Source organism: Oceaniovalibus sp. ACAM 378 (assembly GCF_008085915.1).
Lineage (GTDB): Bacteria > Pseudomonadota > Alphaproteobacteria > Rhodobacterales > Rhodobacteraceae > Oceaniglobus.
Window position 1 is genome coordinate 171,372 of the sequence record NZ_VSJK01000006.1, and the last position, 15,669, is coordinate 187,040.

General features: G+C 61.1%; 16 protein-coding genes and 1 tRNA gene. 5 read left to right on the forward strand and 12 right to left on the reverse strand.

The genetic code is table 11. The features are described from left to right. Positions 1 to 3 precede the first annotated feature (3 nt). The 6 genes from FQ320_RS09680 to FQ320_RS09705 all read right to left on the reverse strand — a co-directional run bounded on the left by FQ320_RS09680 (position 4) and on the right by FQ320_RS09705 (position 4,736). Positions 4 to 1,026: a low specificity L-threonine aldolase gene (locus FQ320_RS09680; protein WP_148471643.1), complete on the reverse strand. Its 1,023-nt coding sequence runs from the start codon at positions 1,024 to 1,026 to the stop codon at positions 4 to 6. After that, the gene (locus FQ320_RS09685) at positions 1,026 to 1,496 is read right to left on the reverse strand and encodes a YcgN family cysteine cluster protein (protein ID WP_148471645.1); all 471 of its coding nucleotides are present in this window, start codon (positions 1,494 to 1,496) and stop codon (positions 1,026 to 1,028) included. The genes FQ320_RS09680 and FQ320_RS09685 overlap by 1 nt, the downstream gene beginning before the upstream one ends. Further along, on the reverse strand, positions 1,493 to 2,446 hold the full coding sequence (locus FQ320_RS09690) for a bifunctional riboflavin kinase/FAD synthetase (RefSeq protein ID WP_148471647.1): 954 nt from the start codon (positions 2,444 to 2,446) through the stop codon (positions 1,493 to 1,495). The genes FQ320_RS09685 and FQ320_RS09690 overlap by 4 nt, the downstream gene beginning before the upstream one ends. 39 nt (positions 2,447 to 2,485) lie before the next feature. Further along, positions 2,486 to 2,929 carry a MaoC family dehydratase gene (locus FQ320_RS09695; protein ID WP_148471898.1) on the reverse strand — a complete coding sequence of 148 codons (444 nt, stop codon included), beginning with the start codon at positions 2,927 to 2,929 and terminating at the stop codon, positions 2,486 to 2,488. A 133-nt stretch (positions 2,930 to 3,062) separates the two neighbouring features. Continuing rightward, positions 3,063 to 3,935: a TIGR01459 family HAD-type hydrolase gene (locus FQ320_RS09700; RefSeq protein ID WP_148471649.1), complete on the reverse strand. Its 873-nt coding sequence runs from the start codon at positions 3,933 to 3,935 to the stop codon at positions 3,063 to 3,065. Between the two features lie 357 nt (positions 3,936 to 4,292). After that, positions 4,293 to 4,736 carry a DMT family transporter gene (locus FQ320_RS09705; RefSeq protein ID WP_148471651.1) on the reverse strand — a complete coding sequence of 148 codons (444 nt, stop codon included), beginning with the start codon at positions 4,734 to 4,736 and terminating at the stop codon, positions 4,293 to 4,295. Positions 4,737 to 4,917: 181 nt separating this feature from the next. Between FQ320_RS09705 and FQ320_RS09710 the strand changes: the two genes are divergently transcribed. After that, a complete protein-coding gene (locus FQ320_RS09710) occupies positions 4,918 to 5,586 on the forward strand; it encodes a DUF3047 domain-containing protein (protein WP_148471653.1) in 669 nt (222 codons plus the stop codon). A gap of 4 nt (positions 5,587 to 5,590) precedes the next feature. Here the strand turns inward: FQ320_RS09710 and FQ320_RS09715 are convergent, their stop codons facing one another. Then, positions 5,591 to 6,274 carry a hypothetical protein gene (locus FQ320_RS09715; protein ID WP_148471655.1) on the reverse strand — a complete coding sequence of 228 codons (684 nt, stop codon included), beginning with the start codon at positions 6,272 to 6,274 and terminating at the stop codon, positions 5,591 to 5,593. Between the two features lie 251 nt (positions 6,275 to 6,525). Here FQ320_RS09715 and FQ320_RS09720 point away from each other — a divergent pair, with 251 nt between their 5' ends. Further along, the gene (locus FQ320_RS09720; protein ID WP_148471657.1) at positions 6,526 to 6,924 is read left to right on the forward strand and encodes a cytochrome c; all 399 of its coding nucleotides are present in this window, start codon (positions 6,526 to 6,528) and stop codon (positions 6,922 to 6,924) included. 373 nt (positions 6,925 to 7,297) lie between these two features. Here FQ320_RS09720 and yidD read toward each other — a convergent pair whose 3' ends face one another. Beyond that, complete coding sequence (gene yidD, locus FQ320_RS09730; RefSeq protein WP_148471661.1) at positions 7,298 to 7,657, reverse strand: membrane protein insertion efficiency factor YidD; 360 nt, start codon at positions 7,655 to 7,657, stop codon at positions 7,298 to 7,300. Further along, on the reverse strand, positions 7,650 to 9,608 hold the full coding sequence (gene parE / locus FQ320_RS09735) for a DNA topoisomerase IV subunit B (RefSeq protein WP_148471663.1): 1,959 nt from the start codon (positions 9,606 to 9,608) through the stop codon (positions 7,650 to 7,652). The genes yidD and parE overlap by 8 nt, the downstream gene beginning before the upstream one ends. 433 nt (positions 9,609 to 10,041) lie before the next feature. Between parE and FQ320_RS25640 the strand changes: the two genes are divergently transcribed. The 3 genes from FQ320_RS25640 to FQ320_RS09745 all read left to right on the forward strand — a co-directional run bounded on the left by FQ320_RS25640 (position 10,042) and on the right by FQ320_RS09745 (position 11,956). Then, positions 10,042 to 10,203, forward strand: a complete 162-nt coding sequence (locus FQ320_RS25640; protein WP_187393849.1) for a hypothetical protein — start codon at positions 10,042 to 10,044, stop codon at positions 10,201 to 10,203. A gap of 99 nt (positions 10,204 to 10,302) precedes the next feature. Next, positions 10,303 to 11,670: an MATE family efflux transporter gene (locus FQ320_RS09740; RefSeq protein WP_255509443.1), complete on the forward strand. Its 1,368-nt coding sequence runs from the start codon at positions 10,303 to 10,305 to the stop codon at positions 11,668 to 11,670. 199 nt (positions 11,671 to 11,869) lie between these two features. Beyond that, a tRNA-Leu gene (locus FQ320_RS09745) sits at positions 11,870 to 11,956 on the forward strand. Positions 11,957 to 12,350: 394 nt separating this feature from the next. Here FQ320_RS09745 and FQ320_RS09750 read toward each other — a convergent pair. The 3 genes from FQ320_RS09750 to FQ320_RS09760 form a co-directional block, all read right to left on the reverse strand. Continuing rightward, the gene (locus FQ320_RS09750; RefSeq protein ID WP_148471665.1) at positions 12,351 to 13,745 is read right to left on the reverse strand and encodes a TRAP transporter large permease; all 1,395 of its coding nucleotides are present in this window, start codon (positions 13,743 to 13,745) and stop codon (positions 12,351 to 12,353) included. 3 nt (positions 13,746 to 13,748) lie between these two features. Next, positions 13,749 to 14,456, reverse strand: coding sequence for a TRAP transporter small permease (locus FQ320_RS09755; protein WP_148471666.1), 708 nt, complete (start codon positions 14,454 to 14,456; stop codon positions 13,749 to 13,751). Between the two features lie 134 nt (positions 14,457 to 14,590). After that, positions 14,591 to 15,592 (reverse strand): DctP family TRAP transporter solute-binding subunit, encoded by a 1,002-nt coding sequence (locus FQ320_RS09760; protein ID WP_148471668.1) that lies wholly within the window; start codon positions 15,590 to 15,592, stop codon positions 14,591 to 14,593. Between the last annotated feature and the right edge of the window lie 77 nt (positions 15,593 to 15,669).

Here is a 15,669-nt window from a genome sequence, read left to right on the forward strand (position 1 = left end):
CGGTTACAACAACTCGATGAAACGGGCCAATTCGGTGTCCGGCAGGGACCAGTCGCAGACCAGACGCGCAGCAAAAGCGCCTTTGGCGGTTTGCGAAGCATGGTATTGCGCACCCGCTGCCATCGCCCGTGCGTGGATCTCGGCGGGTATGTCGGCGAAGATCATGTTTGCCTGAACCGGAAATTCAGGCTCGATCCCGGCGGCGCGCAAACCGGCTTCCAGACGTCCGGCCTTTGCGTTGGCGGCGCGCGCCATTTCAAGCCACAGATCATCTGTCAGATAAGCGAGCATCTGGGCAGAGAGATAGCGGTGCTTGGAAAATAGATGCGCGCCCCGCTTGCGGCGCAGCTCAAACTCCCACGCGTTTTCCGGGTCAAAGATCACCGCCGCTTCGACCCCCAGAAGGCCGTTCTTTGTGCCGCCAAACGAAAGGGTGTCGACCCCGGCCCGCCATGTCATGTCGGCGGGTGAACAGTTCAGCGCGGCAATGGCATTGGCAAACCGTGCGCCGTCCATATGCACCGGCAGGCCATTGGCGCGGGCGATCCCGGTCAGGGCGTTCACCTCGTCCACTGTGTACAGCGTACCGGTTTCCGTGACCTGGGTGATCGTCACCGGGCCGGGCTGAACCCCGTGCACCACGCCCGCAGGATGCTTGGCGATTGTGGCGGACAGGGCGTCGGGGCTCATCTTGCCATTCGTTGTCGGCACCAGCGACAGTTTGGCCCCACCGGTAAAGAACTCGGGTGCGCCGCATTCATCCATTTCGACATGGGCCAGATCGGCGCAAAACACCGCCTGCCACGGCTGTGCCATCGTGCCCAGCAGCAGAGCGTTGGCGGCGGTGCCGGTGGCCACCAGATAGACCGCTGCCTCGGGGGCCTGAAACACCTCGCGGATACGGTCGCGCACGGATTCCATGATCGTATCGGCGCCATAGGACGGCTGATACCCGGTGTTCGCGTCGATCAGCGCCTGCATCACCAAAGGGTGGGCCGGGCCAGCATTGTCCGAGGCAAAGAACATCAGATCGGCTCCTCGATGATATAGTCTTCCCATTCTTCTTCGGGCACTTCGAATTCGGGAATCGTCCAGCCTTGCACCGATACGCCCGCGCGGTGCACGCTTTCTGGGTCGCCGGAAATCAGCGGGTGCCATTCGTACAAAGTCTTGCCCTCGTGCAGCAAGCGATAGGCGCAGGTTTCGGGCATCCAATAGGAGTTCTTGCTGATATTGGCCGGGGTCAACACGATGCATTCCGGCACGAACTTATGCCTGATCGGATACTGCGAGCAGTGACAGGTTTCACCGTCCAGAAGACGGCAGGCCACGCGGGTCATCTCGACCTCGCCGGTGTCCTCGTCCTCAAGTTTGTTCAGGCAGCATTTGCCGCAGCCGTCGCAAAGCGCTTCCCATTCGGCCACGCTCATCTTGCGCAGGGGCACATATTCCCAGAACCGAGAGCGCAGGCCGGATCTGTCGATCGGATCGGTCATGGCGCGACCGGTTTGGTTTGCGCCAGTATTTCTTTGGCGCGGGCGCTGTCGGCATCCATCTGTGAAATTAGCGCGGGCAGGCTGTCGAATTTTTCTTCGCCGCGCAGGTATTCGACCAAAGCAACCGACAGGTGCGTGCCATAGAGATCGCCCTTGAAGCCGAACAGGTGGGTTTCGATATTGGGGCGGTTGTCGCCGAACATGGGCCGTACTCCGATGGAACACACCGCGTCATAGGTGCCCTCGTATGGGCCAGACAACACGTCTGCACGCACGGCATAAACGCCATATTTTGGCGGATGCAGCCCGTCGATCGACATGTTGGCGGTGGGATAGCCCAACTCGCGGCCGCGTTGGGCACCAAGGATCACTTCGCCCTCGATTCGGTGTTGATGGCCCAGCATCGCGGCGGCGTCGCGGGGGCGGCCTTCGGTCAGCGCGGTGCGGATCCGGGTCGAGGACACCGCTCCGTCTTCGGCCTGAAGCAGTGGCGCAATGGTAACGCCAAACCCCATTTCAGCCCCGAACCGGCACAGATCATCGGCTTTGCCGCTGCGCCCTTGCCCGAAACAAAAATCGGCGCCGACAACCACATGGGACAGGCCCAGCCCGTCGGTGATAATGCGTTGGGCGAATTGTTCGGGCGTCAGCGCGGCCAGAGCCGGGTTGAACGGAATTTCATACAACCGCTCCACCCCGAGTTTTGCCAGCCGGTTCGCCTTGGATTCGGCATTCATCAGGCGAAACGGCGGCGCATCGGGTGCGAACACCTGACGCGGGTGCGGTTCGAAGGTCAGCACGCCCAGCGGACGGTTCAGCCGTTCGGCATGGGCGCGGGCAATATCAATCACCGTGCGGTGGCCCGAGTGGACCCCGTCAAAATTGCCGATGGCGACGCTGGCGCCCTTGTCCTTGTCGGCTACGAAAAGATGGTCCCGCACGATCTGCATGGCGACGGGATAGTCGCCGCCCCGTGACTGTGCAAGCAGTCAGTCGAGTTTGCGTGACGGGGCGAGCACCGTCGCTTCGCCCTTCATCACTGGTTTGCCGTCAATGGTGGCCACAGTGTTAAGTTGCACGCGCCGTTTGCCATGGTCGATTGACAGCACCGTGACGGTGGCCGTCACCCGGTCACCGGGGCGCACGGGGGCAAGGAATTTCAGTGACTGCCCAAGATAGACCGTGCCATGCCCCGGAAGCTGTTCGCCGATCACCGCCGAAATCAGACCCGCCGTCAGCATGCCGTGGGCGATGCGCCCCTCGAAAATCGTGTCGCGGGCATAGGCATCGTCCATATGCACCGGATTGCGATCGGTCGATACCTGAGCGAAAAGTTCGATATCGTTGCAGGTGATTTCCTTGGTCAGATGCCGGGACATGCCGATTTCAAGGTCTTCGATGCAGATCGTGCCGCGGGGAAAATTGTCGTGCATGGTGTCGAGCATTTCGTCGCCTCGGTAATAAAATAGCGTCAGGTCGGGCCGTGACGCAGTAATATTACCGAGAGGCCGAGTAAATCAAGGAAATTCGACATATCCCACCCCTGAGGTTTCGGGGCACCCGTGTTCAGCGCAGTTTGCCGATGGCAAAGGTCGGGCGGAACGGCTGCGTTTCCAGCCAGGCAGCCAGCGCCTCGGGATCGGGCTGTTCGGTCGTTTTGGTCTGGTCGGCAGCGAGACCTCCGGTGATCAGCAGCGAATCGAGATCTTCGCCCATGGCGCCCGCAATGTCGGTCGTGATGCCGTCGCCGATGCACAGAATGCGCGCGTCGGAAATATCGCGCCCCAGTTCCACGATCAGGCGGCGCGAAAGGTCATAGACCGGCGGGTGAGGCTTGCCGAAATACAGGCTGGTGCCTCCCATTTCGGTATAAAGGGCCGCAAGCGCCCCGGCGCACCATTCGCGGCTGTCGCCCCGGTCAACGATCACATCGGGGTTGGCGCAAAGCAGCGGCAGATCGCGGGCGATGGCCGACAGGAACTGCGGGCGCATGACTGCGGGGTCGGCATGGGGGTCGAAGGGGCCGCAGCACAGGATGCCCGTAGCCTCGTCAAGTGGGGTGCGCCGGATCTCGACCGGTTCGGCGACGACCTCGCTTGGCTCAAAGAACACTTCGTCATGGGGTCGGCCAATGAAATAGACGTTTTGGCCAATAACGCCTCTGAACATCGCCGCTCGTGCACTGTCGCCCGAGGTCGCGATGGCATCCCAGCAATCGTCAGGTGCGTTGAACCGGACAAGCTGTTCGGCGATGCTTGAATGCGGGCGCGGCGCATTGGTCAGCAGGATCACCGTTCCGCCCTGTTCGCGAAAGGCGCGCAGGGCCGCCACTGCCGCCGGAAAGGCGGTGATGCCATTGTGCAGGCACCCCCAGAGATCGCAGAACACCGCATCATAGGATTGCGAGATTTCGGCAAGGGATTCGATGATGCGTGTCACGGCGGCCAGTCCTGTTTTCGGTCCTGAAGTCGGTCGCCGAGTATGTAGCGCGGCGCGCCCCGCGATGCCAGCCCAGCCCAGTGTCAGCCGCTAAAATACGCTTGCGCGGCTTGCCGGGCGGGAGTGTCGGCACCCGTCGATGAGGTGGCAGGGCTTGGAACGGGGAAGGGGAGCCGGTTCCGTCCGGGCTTGGCCGACAGATTCAACGCTCACGTGTGTCCCCTGCGGTGGTCAGGGTAGCCTTCACGGGCCGGACGCTGCGCAAGGTCGCGATGCGGTCGCTGGTCTAGGGAACTGCGGATGCCCGACGATATCGAGCCTCGCCGAGCGGCCCGCCAAAGACCCCGCGCGCATTGGTCATCCGCGCTGTGTCAGCAGCACCCCAAGGGTCATCAGCGTCAGACCGGCGGCGCGGATCAGCGTCATCGGGTAAAGGCGCGCGCCAAACAGGGCGAAGTGATCGATCACCGCCGCCGAGACAAGCTGCCCGAGCAGCACACAGAAAATCGCATTGCCCACTCCGAACCGTGGCGCGATCAAGGTGATCGACAGAACATAGAACGCCACCAGAACACCGGCAAGGAACAGGTGCCCTGGCTGCTCCGGCACCCGGGCAAGTGCATCGAAACCGGTTATCGCATTGACCGCAACAGCCGACAGAAACGCCACCGCGAAAAGCACGGTTCCCGCCACAAAGGGCGATCCGATCCGCGCGCCAAGACTGGCATTTAGGGTGGCCAGCAGCGGAACGCCGATCCCCGCCAACAGCATTACAATGGTATATCTGGCGGTTTCGGACATCTGGACTCTCCCCATGTGTTCTCCAAGGCTAGCGCGAAATCAGAGAGCAGGGGAACCGCACAAGTGGCGGCCTCAGCGTCCGATACCCGGGTGAGATGACACCAAAGTGACTGGCCCCGCCGCGCATTTGCCCGATGTATTACCAATCCGGCTGAAAGGCCCACTGAAAGGTTCACACGTGATGCCAAGCCACCTGAGCCCGTTTGCCCGGTTCATCGCTTTCTCTTCTGTCGCCCTTCTGTCGTTGGCAACCGCCGCTCAGGCCGGACCACTCGCGTTTTCGGGCTGGACTGAGCAACGCTTCCACCTGTTCTCCAAGGTCGATTTTCGTCAGGGCGACGGCACTCTGGGGTTCACCTCGGACGGGGCGGCATCGCTGATCTGGCAGCGCGTGGCCCCCTCGGATCAAGGCAGCAAATCTGCCACCTGGGCGTGGGCGGTGACACAATCGGTGCCGCCAACCGATCTGACGAAAAAGGGCGGTGACGACAGGAATGCGGCGATCTATTTCGTGTTTCTGCCCCCTGAGATTGCCAAGGCAAATGCCGGATCGTCGAATATCCGCGGCCTTTTGGCTAACCGTGACGCGCGGGTGCTGGTCTATGTCTGGGGTGGGGCGCACAAGCGGGGGCAGGTGCTGGCCTCTCCCTATCTGGGGGCGCGGGGCAAGACGGTGATCCTGCGCGGCGCCGGCACCGGATCGTTCAGTGAAACTGTTGACCTTGCGGGCGATTTTGCGCGTGGTTTTGGCACAGCGCCCGGCGCATTGGTGGGGGTCGCAGTGTCAGCCGACAGTGACGACACCGGCACGAAGTTGTCGGGGCAGATCAGCGGGTTGGCCCTGCGCTGAGCGATCAGGAACAGATCCCCCGTGTTTCGGCCCCATCCCAGGGCAGCGAGATACCATCGCGGGGAACCGCGCTGCGCCGCTCGAGCATCGGGAAATGCGGTTGCAACAGCGCATGCAGTCGTGAAGTGCGCTGGCCGCCGGGATCGAGAGCGCGGCAACACACGAACTCTTCGACGATGCCGCCCTGCTGTTCATACCCAAAGTCAAGAAAGCCGCGCTCGTCTCCGATTTCGAACAGATAGGGGTCACCGCCCGGCGAATGTTCAGCCGCAGCGCGCAAGGGGTGATACCCGGTGACGGCGCGGTTTTGCCACTGCCAGACATGGGTCAATTCATGCGCGATGAACATGCCCCGGGCCATCGACATCCGTTCGGGATAGCCGGGAAGATAATCGTCGCGATACACCCTTTCGGCGGCGAACATCCGGTTGAACAGCACAAATGCGGCGGTTGATATGCGGATCTCGCCGATTTCGGGGCTGCGGATCCGTTCACGACAGGTCAGCGCAGGGCGTGGCGGGCGGGTGTGTATGACATTGCCGATCAGGGCCCCCTTGGAAATCCGGATCGGTGCGGTGTCGATGGTATCGCCGTGGATCGTGGCGGCAAAGCTGCGTTCCGCCGGGGTAAGCGGGCGGGCACAGGCGGACAGAAGCAACAGGATCAGCAAGGCAGGGAGGTTTCGCATGGTCGCAGATTAGGACGGAATTCAAAGCGGAGCGAGGGGGAACAGGTGCCATCGCGCTGAGATGATCGGGATGGCGGCAGCGCGGTTTACTTTCAGGGTTTGGCGCGGTCTACGGGGGTGATAAGGCTCTGGTCTGTCGTCCGCCCTGTGTCCTGCGGGTTGTGCTTGGCGGTGCCGGATGATCTGAATCAATGCGCCCTGCCTTTGACCATGGCATCGTGGCGCAAATCCAAGGCTCGACGGAGGCCCCCATGACCCGATTTCTTATCTGCACCGCCGCCCTGTTGGGCCTTACCGCCTGCGTTCCACCGCCGGTCGAGGTCGGGCGCGCGCTTTATGGCGACGCCTGCGCAGTGTGCCACGGGCCGCTGGGCAAGGGCGACGGCTCGCTTGCGGGCGATCTGCCCAAACGCCCGGCCGATCTGACCGGACTTTCGGCAAGGAACGGCGGAGTGTTTCCGCAAGGCGCGGTGATGGCGGTGATCGACGGCTACAACCGCCGCGACGATCCGCATGGGGTGATGCCCGAATTCGGCGAAGTGCTGCAAGAGGGCCGTCTTGTGCCGGTCGATATCGGCGACGGCAGACAGACCCCGACACCCGAACGGCTGGTCGCTCTCGCCGCCTATGTGGAGCGGTTGCAGGAGTGAGACGCGCCCGGAAACGATCCGCGGGATCGTTTCCGGGACGAACGCGCGGAGCGCAAGCGCCCATCGCGTCGGAGTAAAGCCTCACCCCTCGATTCCGGTGACGCATTTTGTGTTGAATGAAATCGCGCGTGGTGAAAGAACCGTTAATAACCGATGCGAATACGCTATGTCATCCTTGGTCGTTTCTAAATACTGCGAGATAGGTATTCCCATCGGAGGAGCCAAAGCAGCCCGTTTTTTGAACCGAAAAGACGGTATGGAGCTCCCAACCAGAACCAGCTTCTGACGTTAGCCTATTTTCGAATTCTCGTATAGCTTTGTCGCTAAAGGCAGCACCTATGCTAACAATTTTGTATTTTGCCGCCATCTGATTTTACCCCTTCAGTCGAGCTTTAATATCGTCTGGAAGGTCGAAACCCCCATTGGCAGCAGTACAGCTGTAAAGTCTTTTAATTGTCAATCCCAATGCCAAAGGCGCGGAGTGATACCGAAACATAATTTCGCAGTAACGCGAGCAGCTTGGATCGAACGCGCATCTGTTTCCTACTGCATCAGGACGAATTCTTCGATAACCTCGACAAAATCGATAGGCCGCGCGGGCAAAAAAACCATCAGGTTCAGATAAATCATCTATGAGCCGATCAAAGGCCGGTGTGATTCCGAGACCGCGCAATGCGCGGGGTATCATATTTTCCGGCAGATCCAATTCGACATTTGCATCGTCCTCAAACATCCAACTCCTCCACAAACCTCGCGTTCTCGCTGATATACTGAAACCGCAATTCCGGTTTCTTGCCCATCAGCCGCTCGACCAGATCGCCGGTTTCACCGGGTTCGTCCTCGTCTATCGTCACGCGGATCAATTTGCGGGTCAATGGGTTCATTGTTGTGTCTTTCAGATCCTTCGCGTCCATTTCGCCCAGACCCTTGAACCGCGACACGTCGATTTTGCCCTTGCCGCCCAGCCCCTTGGCCAGCCATGCATTCTTTTCCGCCTCGTCCAGACAATAGACCCGCTTGGCCCCTTGGGTCAGCCGGAACAGCGGCGGGCAGGCGAGATACAGGTGGCCGGCGTCGATCATCGGCCGCATCTGGGTAAAGAAGAACGTCATCAAAAGTGCAGCGATATGCGCGCCGTCCACATCGGCGTCGGTCATGATGATGATCTTGTCATAGCGCAGATCATCGAGCACGAATTTCGAACCCATCCCGACTCCAAGCGCCTGAGAAAGATCGGAAATCTCGACGTTCTGGCCCAGTTTGGACGATGCGGCCCCCAGCACGTTCAGGATCTTGCCGCGCAGGGGCAGCAGGGCCTGGGTCTTGCGTTCGCGCGCCATCTTGGCCGATCCGCCCGCGCTGTCGCCCTCGACGATGAACAGTTCGGTGCCGACCCGGTCGTTTGACGAACAATCGACCAGTTTTCCGGGCAGGCGCAGCTTTTTCGTCGCCGTTTTACGCGCGGTCTCTTTTTCCTGCCGCCGGCGCATCCGTTCTTCGGCGCGCAACACGAGGAAGTCGAGGATCGCGCCCGCCGCCTTGGTGTCGGAGGCCAGCCAGTTGTCGAAATGGTCGCGCACGGCACCCTCAACCATGCGCCCCGCCTCGGTCGTGGCCAGCCGGTCCTTGGTCTGACCGACGAATTCCGGCTCGCGGATGAAACAGGAGACAAGCGCGCAGCCCCCGGCCAACAGGTCTTCGCGGGTGATGTCCTTCGCCTTGCGATTGTTGATCAGCTCGCCGTAAGCGCGGATGCCCTTCAGGATCGCCGCCCAAAAGCCGGTTTCATGGGTGCCGCCCTCGGGCGTGGGGACGGTGTTACAGTAGGACTGGGTGAACCCGTCGCGCGACGGAGTCCAGTTGATCGCCCATTCGACGCTGCCGGGCTGGGAAAACTTTTCCGCGAACGACACTTTGCCCGCAAAGGCCTTGTCGGCATAGGTCAGTGCGCGGCCCAGAGTTTCGGTCAGGTAATCCGCCAGACCGCCGGGAAAGTGGAACACCGCCTCGGTCGGGGTTTCGCCGTCATCAATGGCGGATTTCCAGCGGATTTCGACGCCCGAGAACAGGTAAGCCTTGGAGCGGATGGATTTGAACATCCGTGCCGGTTTGAACCGGATCGATCCGAAAATCTGTTCATCGGCGTGGAATGTCACCGAGGTGCCCCGCCGGTTCGGGGCGGCGCCGACCTTTTCAACCGGGCCAAGGGGAATGCCGCGCGAGAACCGTTGTTCGTACAGCTCTTTGTTGCGGGCGACCTGCACGACCATGGAATCCGACAGGGCGTTGACGACCGATGCGCCAACCCCGTGCAACCCGCCCGAGGTCTGATACGAATCCCCGCCGAATTTGCCGCCCGCGTGCAGGGTGCACAGGATCACCTCAAGCGCGGATTTGCCGGGAAATTTTGGGTGCGGGTCAATCGGGATGCCGCGCCCGTTGTCCTTGATCGTCACCGAATAGTCAGCGTGGAGTTCAACCTCGATCCGCGTTGCATAGCCTGCGACAGCCTCGTCCATCGAGTTGTCCAGAACCTCGGCCACCAGATGGTGCAGGGCGCGTTCATCGGTGCCGCCGATATACATGCCGGGGCGTTTGCGAACGGGCTCCAATCCTTCCAGAACCTCGATGGAGGAGGCGTCATAGACAGGTTCGGACGCGCCGGAGAGGAGATCATCGGCCATGGGTGTGCTCATACTGTTTGGGTCGCACCCGTCTTACACGGCGAAGGGCGGGCGCGAAAGATCGTTTCCCGCATCCGAGGCCCGATCAACTGGCGCGCAACAGATATGCGACAGTTTTCACAGTAATTTCCCGTTCGCCGCTGTCGGTCCAGCCGGTGTTGCTGCCTTTGCGACATTTCAGTCTCATCTGGACGCATGTGATCCTTGGCATAGGCTGCCCTGCCCGGAGGGGTGCAGTTCGGCGATTTCGCTGCCACCGCCGTCGGACAGCGCACCGCGTATTGTGTGACCGTATTGGATGTATCCAATCTTTCGTGGTCGCCGCATTGTTTCCTTTTGCTGGAATTGTCCCGCAAATCGAACCTTCTGGGCCACGATCGCGCCATGTTCACCAAGCAGTCTCCGGTTCAGACATTCCGTGACGGAGGCCGATATGCCCGATCAATCCATACTCATGCGTGCAAGGGACAGGCGGCGCCGCGCGCTTGCGTCGCTGTCGCTGCGCGAGATGTCGATGGGCCTGATGCGCGATCGCAACCGGCCGCATCGCCTGACTTTTGCGGCGGCACAGCGGTTGATGCAGCGCTTGGTTTGACTCCGGCTGCTGCGTCCGGGATCGCAACTGCAAACCGATGTCAGCGGCCGGGTGATGCGTGCTCTTGCCCGGGACAGCCGCGTCGGCTAGCAGCAGTGCATGTCCGACATTTCCGCCTCATTGCCGTCCCCAATGTCCCGCGGGGGGCATGTGCGTTCAATCCTGACGCTGGGTCTGCCGCTGATCGGCAGCCATCTGGCGCAATTCGCGATCACCCTGACTGATGCGATCATGCTCGGGTGGTACGATATCGGCGCGCTGGCGGGCGAGGTTCTGGGCGGATCGCTGTGGTTTGTCATGTTCCTGTTCGGCTCGGGGTTTGCCTTTGCCGTGATGCCCATGGTGGCGCGGGCGCAAAGTGCGGGCGAACCGGCGCAGGTGCGGCGGGTGACGCGCATGGGGCTGTGGGTGTCCATCGCATTTGCCATGCTGGCCGTGCCGCTGCTTTTGGTGTCCGAGATCTGGCTGGTTTGGCTGGGGCAGGATCCGGCAGTGGCCGACATGGCCTCGCGGTATCTGGGTATTCTCGCCTGGGGATTGTTTCCGGCGCTGGGCGTGATGGTCCTGAAAAGCTTTCTTGCGGCGCTGGAGCGGACGCGCGTGGTGCTGTGGATCACACTGATCGCCGTCGCCGTTAACGTGGTGGTGAACTATGCGCTGATCTTCGGCAACTGGGGCATGCCAGAACTGGGGATCGAGGGGGCGGCGATTGCATCGCTTTGCGTCCATTGCGTGTCACTGGCGGCGACGATCGCCTATACCCGGATCGCACAACCGGAACATGAGCTGTTCACGCGGTTCTGGCGGCCCGACATCGAGGCGCTGGGCCGGGTGTTTCGGCTGGGCTGGCCCATCGGTCTGACCAATCTGGCCGAGGTGGGGCTGTTCGCGGCATCCTCTCTGATGATGGGGTGGCTGGGTCCGGTGGCGCTGGCCGCGCACGGCATTGCGTTGCAGATCAGTTCGGCCACATTCATGGTTCAACTGGGGTTGTCGAACGCGGCGACGGTGCGCGCCGGACAGGCGTCGGGGCGCGATGATGCGCAGCATCTACGGCGCGGTGCGGCCATGGTGGCGCTGCTGTCGATGGTCATTGCCGTGCTGACGGTGGCCGTTTTCCTGCTGCTGCCGGAACAGATGATCGGGCTCTTCCTTGATCCGGACGATCCGGTGCGCGGCGTGGTGATTTCGACCGGCGTGGTTCTGTTGGCGGCGGCGGCGCTGTTTCAGGTGGTGGATGCGGCGCAGGTGATCGCTCTGGGTTTGCTGCGCGGGATTCAGGACACCAAGGTGCCCATGGTGATCGCGATCATCAGTTACTGGGGGCTGGGTGCGCCGCTTTCGTATGTATTGGGGTTTGTTCTTGGCTGGGGCGGTGTTGGTGTGTGGCTGGGGCTGGCAGCGGGGCTTGGGCTGGCCGGAGTGCTTTTGACACTGCGTTTCCTGCGCCGCGCAGGGGACATGTAGGCTGCGCTGAACCGCTTGTCCGGTTCGTGGTCGCGCGCTACAAGCCGTGCATGTGACGCCTGTTGGAATACCATATCGGACCGGCTTGAAATCTATCTTTCGGGTGGGTTTAAGTAATGATTACATGGCTTTGCTGCCGCTTTGGGTTGTTGACGGACCTACATCGGCCCGATATTGAAGTTTGATGACTACGCTCTGTGCGGGCGTGCTGGAATGGTAGACAGACCAGACTTAAAATCTGTTGGGGCTTGTCCCCGTGTGGGTTCGAGTCCCACCGCCCGCACCACTTGATCCCCTTCTGAAACACAGATTTTTGGTGGCTGCCCGAGTCGGATCGCGGGTGGGGTCATTGGCGCTGGAAAATACTTGACCGGTTTTGTCGGTCATGCGTAACCTGACCGATATAAAGCCACCGACGGAGCGCCGGACGCTCATCCGGGCATCGTCAGATTGATCGGAGGCCCCTAATGGAAGCACCGAGCGAACCGCACATATTGCGACGACCGGTCTCCGAAGACCGCAACACCAACGATCGCCTGTCTTGTGGCGAATTGATACAGGGTGCGATGGACGGAAACTATCCCGGCGACCAGAGGCTTGAGTTTATCCTGGACAGGATTGAACACCAGCGGTGACAGGTGGCGTCACACCCGGGGGGATGGAGGCCGCGCCACAGGGCACTAATTCACCACGGTTTCCGGGCCCATCATCAGTGTCGGCAACCATGTTGAGATCCACGGAACATAGGTCACGATAATCAGGAACACGAAGAGCACCGCCAGAAACGGAAGTGCGGCGCGCACCACGGCCATCATCGACATGCCCGCCACCCCGGAGGTCACAAACAGGTTCAGCCCCACGGGGGGCGTGATCATGCCGATTTCCATGTTGACCACCATGATGATGCCAAGGTGGATCGGGTCGATCCCCAGTTGCATCGCGATGGGAAACACCAAGGGCGCAACGATGACCAAAAGACCCGAAGGCTCCATGAACTGACCACCGATCAGCAGGATCACGTTGACCACAATCAGAAAGGTCACAGGCCCCAACCCCGACCCCAGCATCGCTGCCGCAATGCTCTGGGGGATCTGTTCGTCGGTCAGAACGTGTTTCAGGATCAGAGCGTTGGCGATCACGAACATCAGCATGATCGTCAGCTTGCCCGCGTCAAGCAGGGTGTCGCGTGTGTCCCGGTGAAAGAATGCGGTGATGATCGACAGGGGGTTGCGATAGAACGGCAGCGGTGGCCCGCCGTCGCGCCCGGCCAGCGGCCCCATGTCGCGATAGATAAAGGTGGCGACGAAGAACGCATAGACCGAAGCCACCGCCGCCGCCTCGGTCGGGGTAAAGATCGCGCCGGTGACGCCGGGGATGCCATAGATCCCGACCATGATGATCACGATCAGCATCAGCCCCCAGAACGCATCGCGGAAACTGTCAAATATTTCGGACCAGCCGCGCCATTCGCCCTTGGGCATGTTCTTGATCTTGGCCATGACATAGATGGTCAGCATCAGCATGGTACCGGCCAGCAACCCGGGGATCACCCCGGCCAGAAACATCCGGCCCACCGATACATCCGTCGCGCTGGCATAGACGACCATCACGATAGAGGGCGGAATCAGGATGCCCAGCGTACCGGCGTTACAGATCACGCCAGCGGCAAAATCGCGGGTGTATCCGGCCTGACGCATGGCCGCGATGACGATCGATCCGATGGCGACCACGGTGGCGGGCGACGATCCCGACAAGGCGGCGAACATCATGCAGGCCAGAACCCCGGCGATGGCCAACCCGCCCTGAAGATGCCCGACACAGGCAATGGCGAACCGGATGATCCGCTTCGCAACCCCGCCCGTCGACATGAAAGATGACGCAAGGATGAAGAACGGAATGGCCAGCAGGGTATAGTGCCCCGCCATCGCCTGATACAGCGATTGCGCCACCGAGGCGAGCGAGGTGTTGGAGAATGCCAGCAGGAACAGGATCGACGACAGGCCCAGCGAAACCGCGATGGGCACCCCGATCAGCAGCAGCCCGACGATCAGCACGAACAGGAGGACGATTTCCATGGGTCAGGCCTTTTCGTTCAGTGCGGCGGCGTTTTCGACGGCATCTTCCGCCTCGTGACTGACGATCAGGCTTTCCTCGGCGCCGGTCCAGACACGCCCAACCGCCTGAAACATACGGAACACAAGCAGCAAAGCCGACAGGGGCAGCACGATATAGGGCACCAGAACCGGCATCTTGGAATAGGAATCGACCTGCTTTTCGCCGTCCTCGACAAAGGAATTGAACGTCTGTTCCAGCCAGTTTCGCAGCCCGTCAAACGGGATCGGGATGTCGCCCGTCTCGGTAAAGCCGTACCGCCGCGCGTCCCAGTCAATTCCGGTGGGAAACCAGCGTCCGGTCGTCTTTGGCAGGTCGGCAAAAGGCGCCCAGTAATCCCAGGCACCTTTGAGAAACAGCAGTGCATAGGCGATGCACAGCGCCCCGGCGAACAGCGCGACCACCCTGCGCGGCCGCGGTGGCAGCATGTTGGTCAGCGCATCCACCCCAAGATGGGAACGCACCTTGAACCCCCATGAAATGCCCAGCAGCACCAGCCAGGCGAACATAACCAGCGTGACTTCCAGGCTCCAGATCAAGGTGGCGTTGAACCCATAACGCAGCACGACATTGGCAAAGGTCAGCAACGTCATCAGACCGAGAAGAGTCGCGATCAGCGTTTCCTCGATCTCGTCGACGAAGCCGCGGGCGCGGCGCCTTGCATGTGGGGTCATGGCTTGGTGTCTCCGATAGGGGGCGACGCGAATGGACTGCTGAAAAAGGCGCGCACCCCTTTGGGGACGCGCGCCCGGAGCGCAATATTACACGCTGACCGGATACTGCGGGTCGGTTTTGGCCCGCAGCGGGATCACATCGAGTCGTTGATCGCCTGCGCGGCGTCGATGTTTTCCTGTCCGACCTCATCGGCGAATTTTTCCCAGACGGGCTTCATCACCGCGACCCAATTGGCCCGCTGTTCCGGGGTCAGTTCGCGGATCTCTGTCCCTGCATCGAGAATCGCCTGCCGCGCCTGATTGTCCACGTCGCCCACGGCCGCGTTACGCTCGGCAGTGACTTCGGACAGGATGGTCAGAAACTGGTCACGCACATCAGCGTCAAGACTGTCGAGGAAATCGACGGAACTGACGACCATATAGTCGATGATACCGTGGTTCGATTCGGTAATGCCGTCCTGCACCTCAAAGAATTTCTGACCATAGATGTTGGACCATGAGTTTTCCTGCCCGTCGACAACGCCGGTCTGAAGCGCGCCGTAAACCTCGGCAAAGGCCATCGGCTGCGGCGAGGCTCCCAGTGCCTCCATCTGCGCGACCAGCACATCAGAAGGTTGGACCCGGAACTTGAGCCCCTTGGCATCCGTGGGTTCCAGCAGCGGCTTGTTGGCGCTGAACTGTTTCATGCCGTTGTGCCAATAGGCCAACCCCTGAAGACCGCGCCGCTGCATCTTGTCCAGCATCCCGCGACCGATGTCAGAGGCCTGAAACGCATCAACCGCATTGATATCCTTGAACATGAACGGCAGATCGAACAGGCGATAGGCCTTGGTGATCGGCTCGAACAGCGACAGCGAAGGGGCTGCCAGTTGGACGTCGCCGCGCAACAGCGCCTCGGTCACCTGTTCGTCGGTATAAAGAGTCGAGTTCGGAAAGACCTCGACGCACAGCTTGCCGTTCATTTCGTCGTTCACCCGCTGCATCAAAAGCTGCGCGGCGATACCTTTCGGGTGTTTGTCAGTGTTGGTGACATGGCTGAACTTGACAACGGTTTCGCCGTCGTCGCAGGCCGCGATGGCGGCTGCGGGGGCAAAGGCAATGGCCGCGACGGTCGCAGCCTTAAGAATGAATTTCATTGTTTTCCTCCTGGTGATTGACGGCTTGATCGGTGGCGGGCTTTTGCCCGCTCTTGGGAAAAGGATGCCCGGGAACC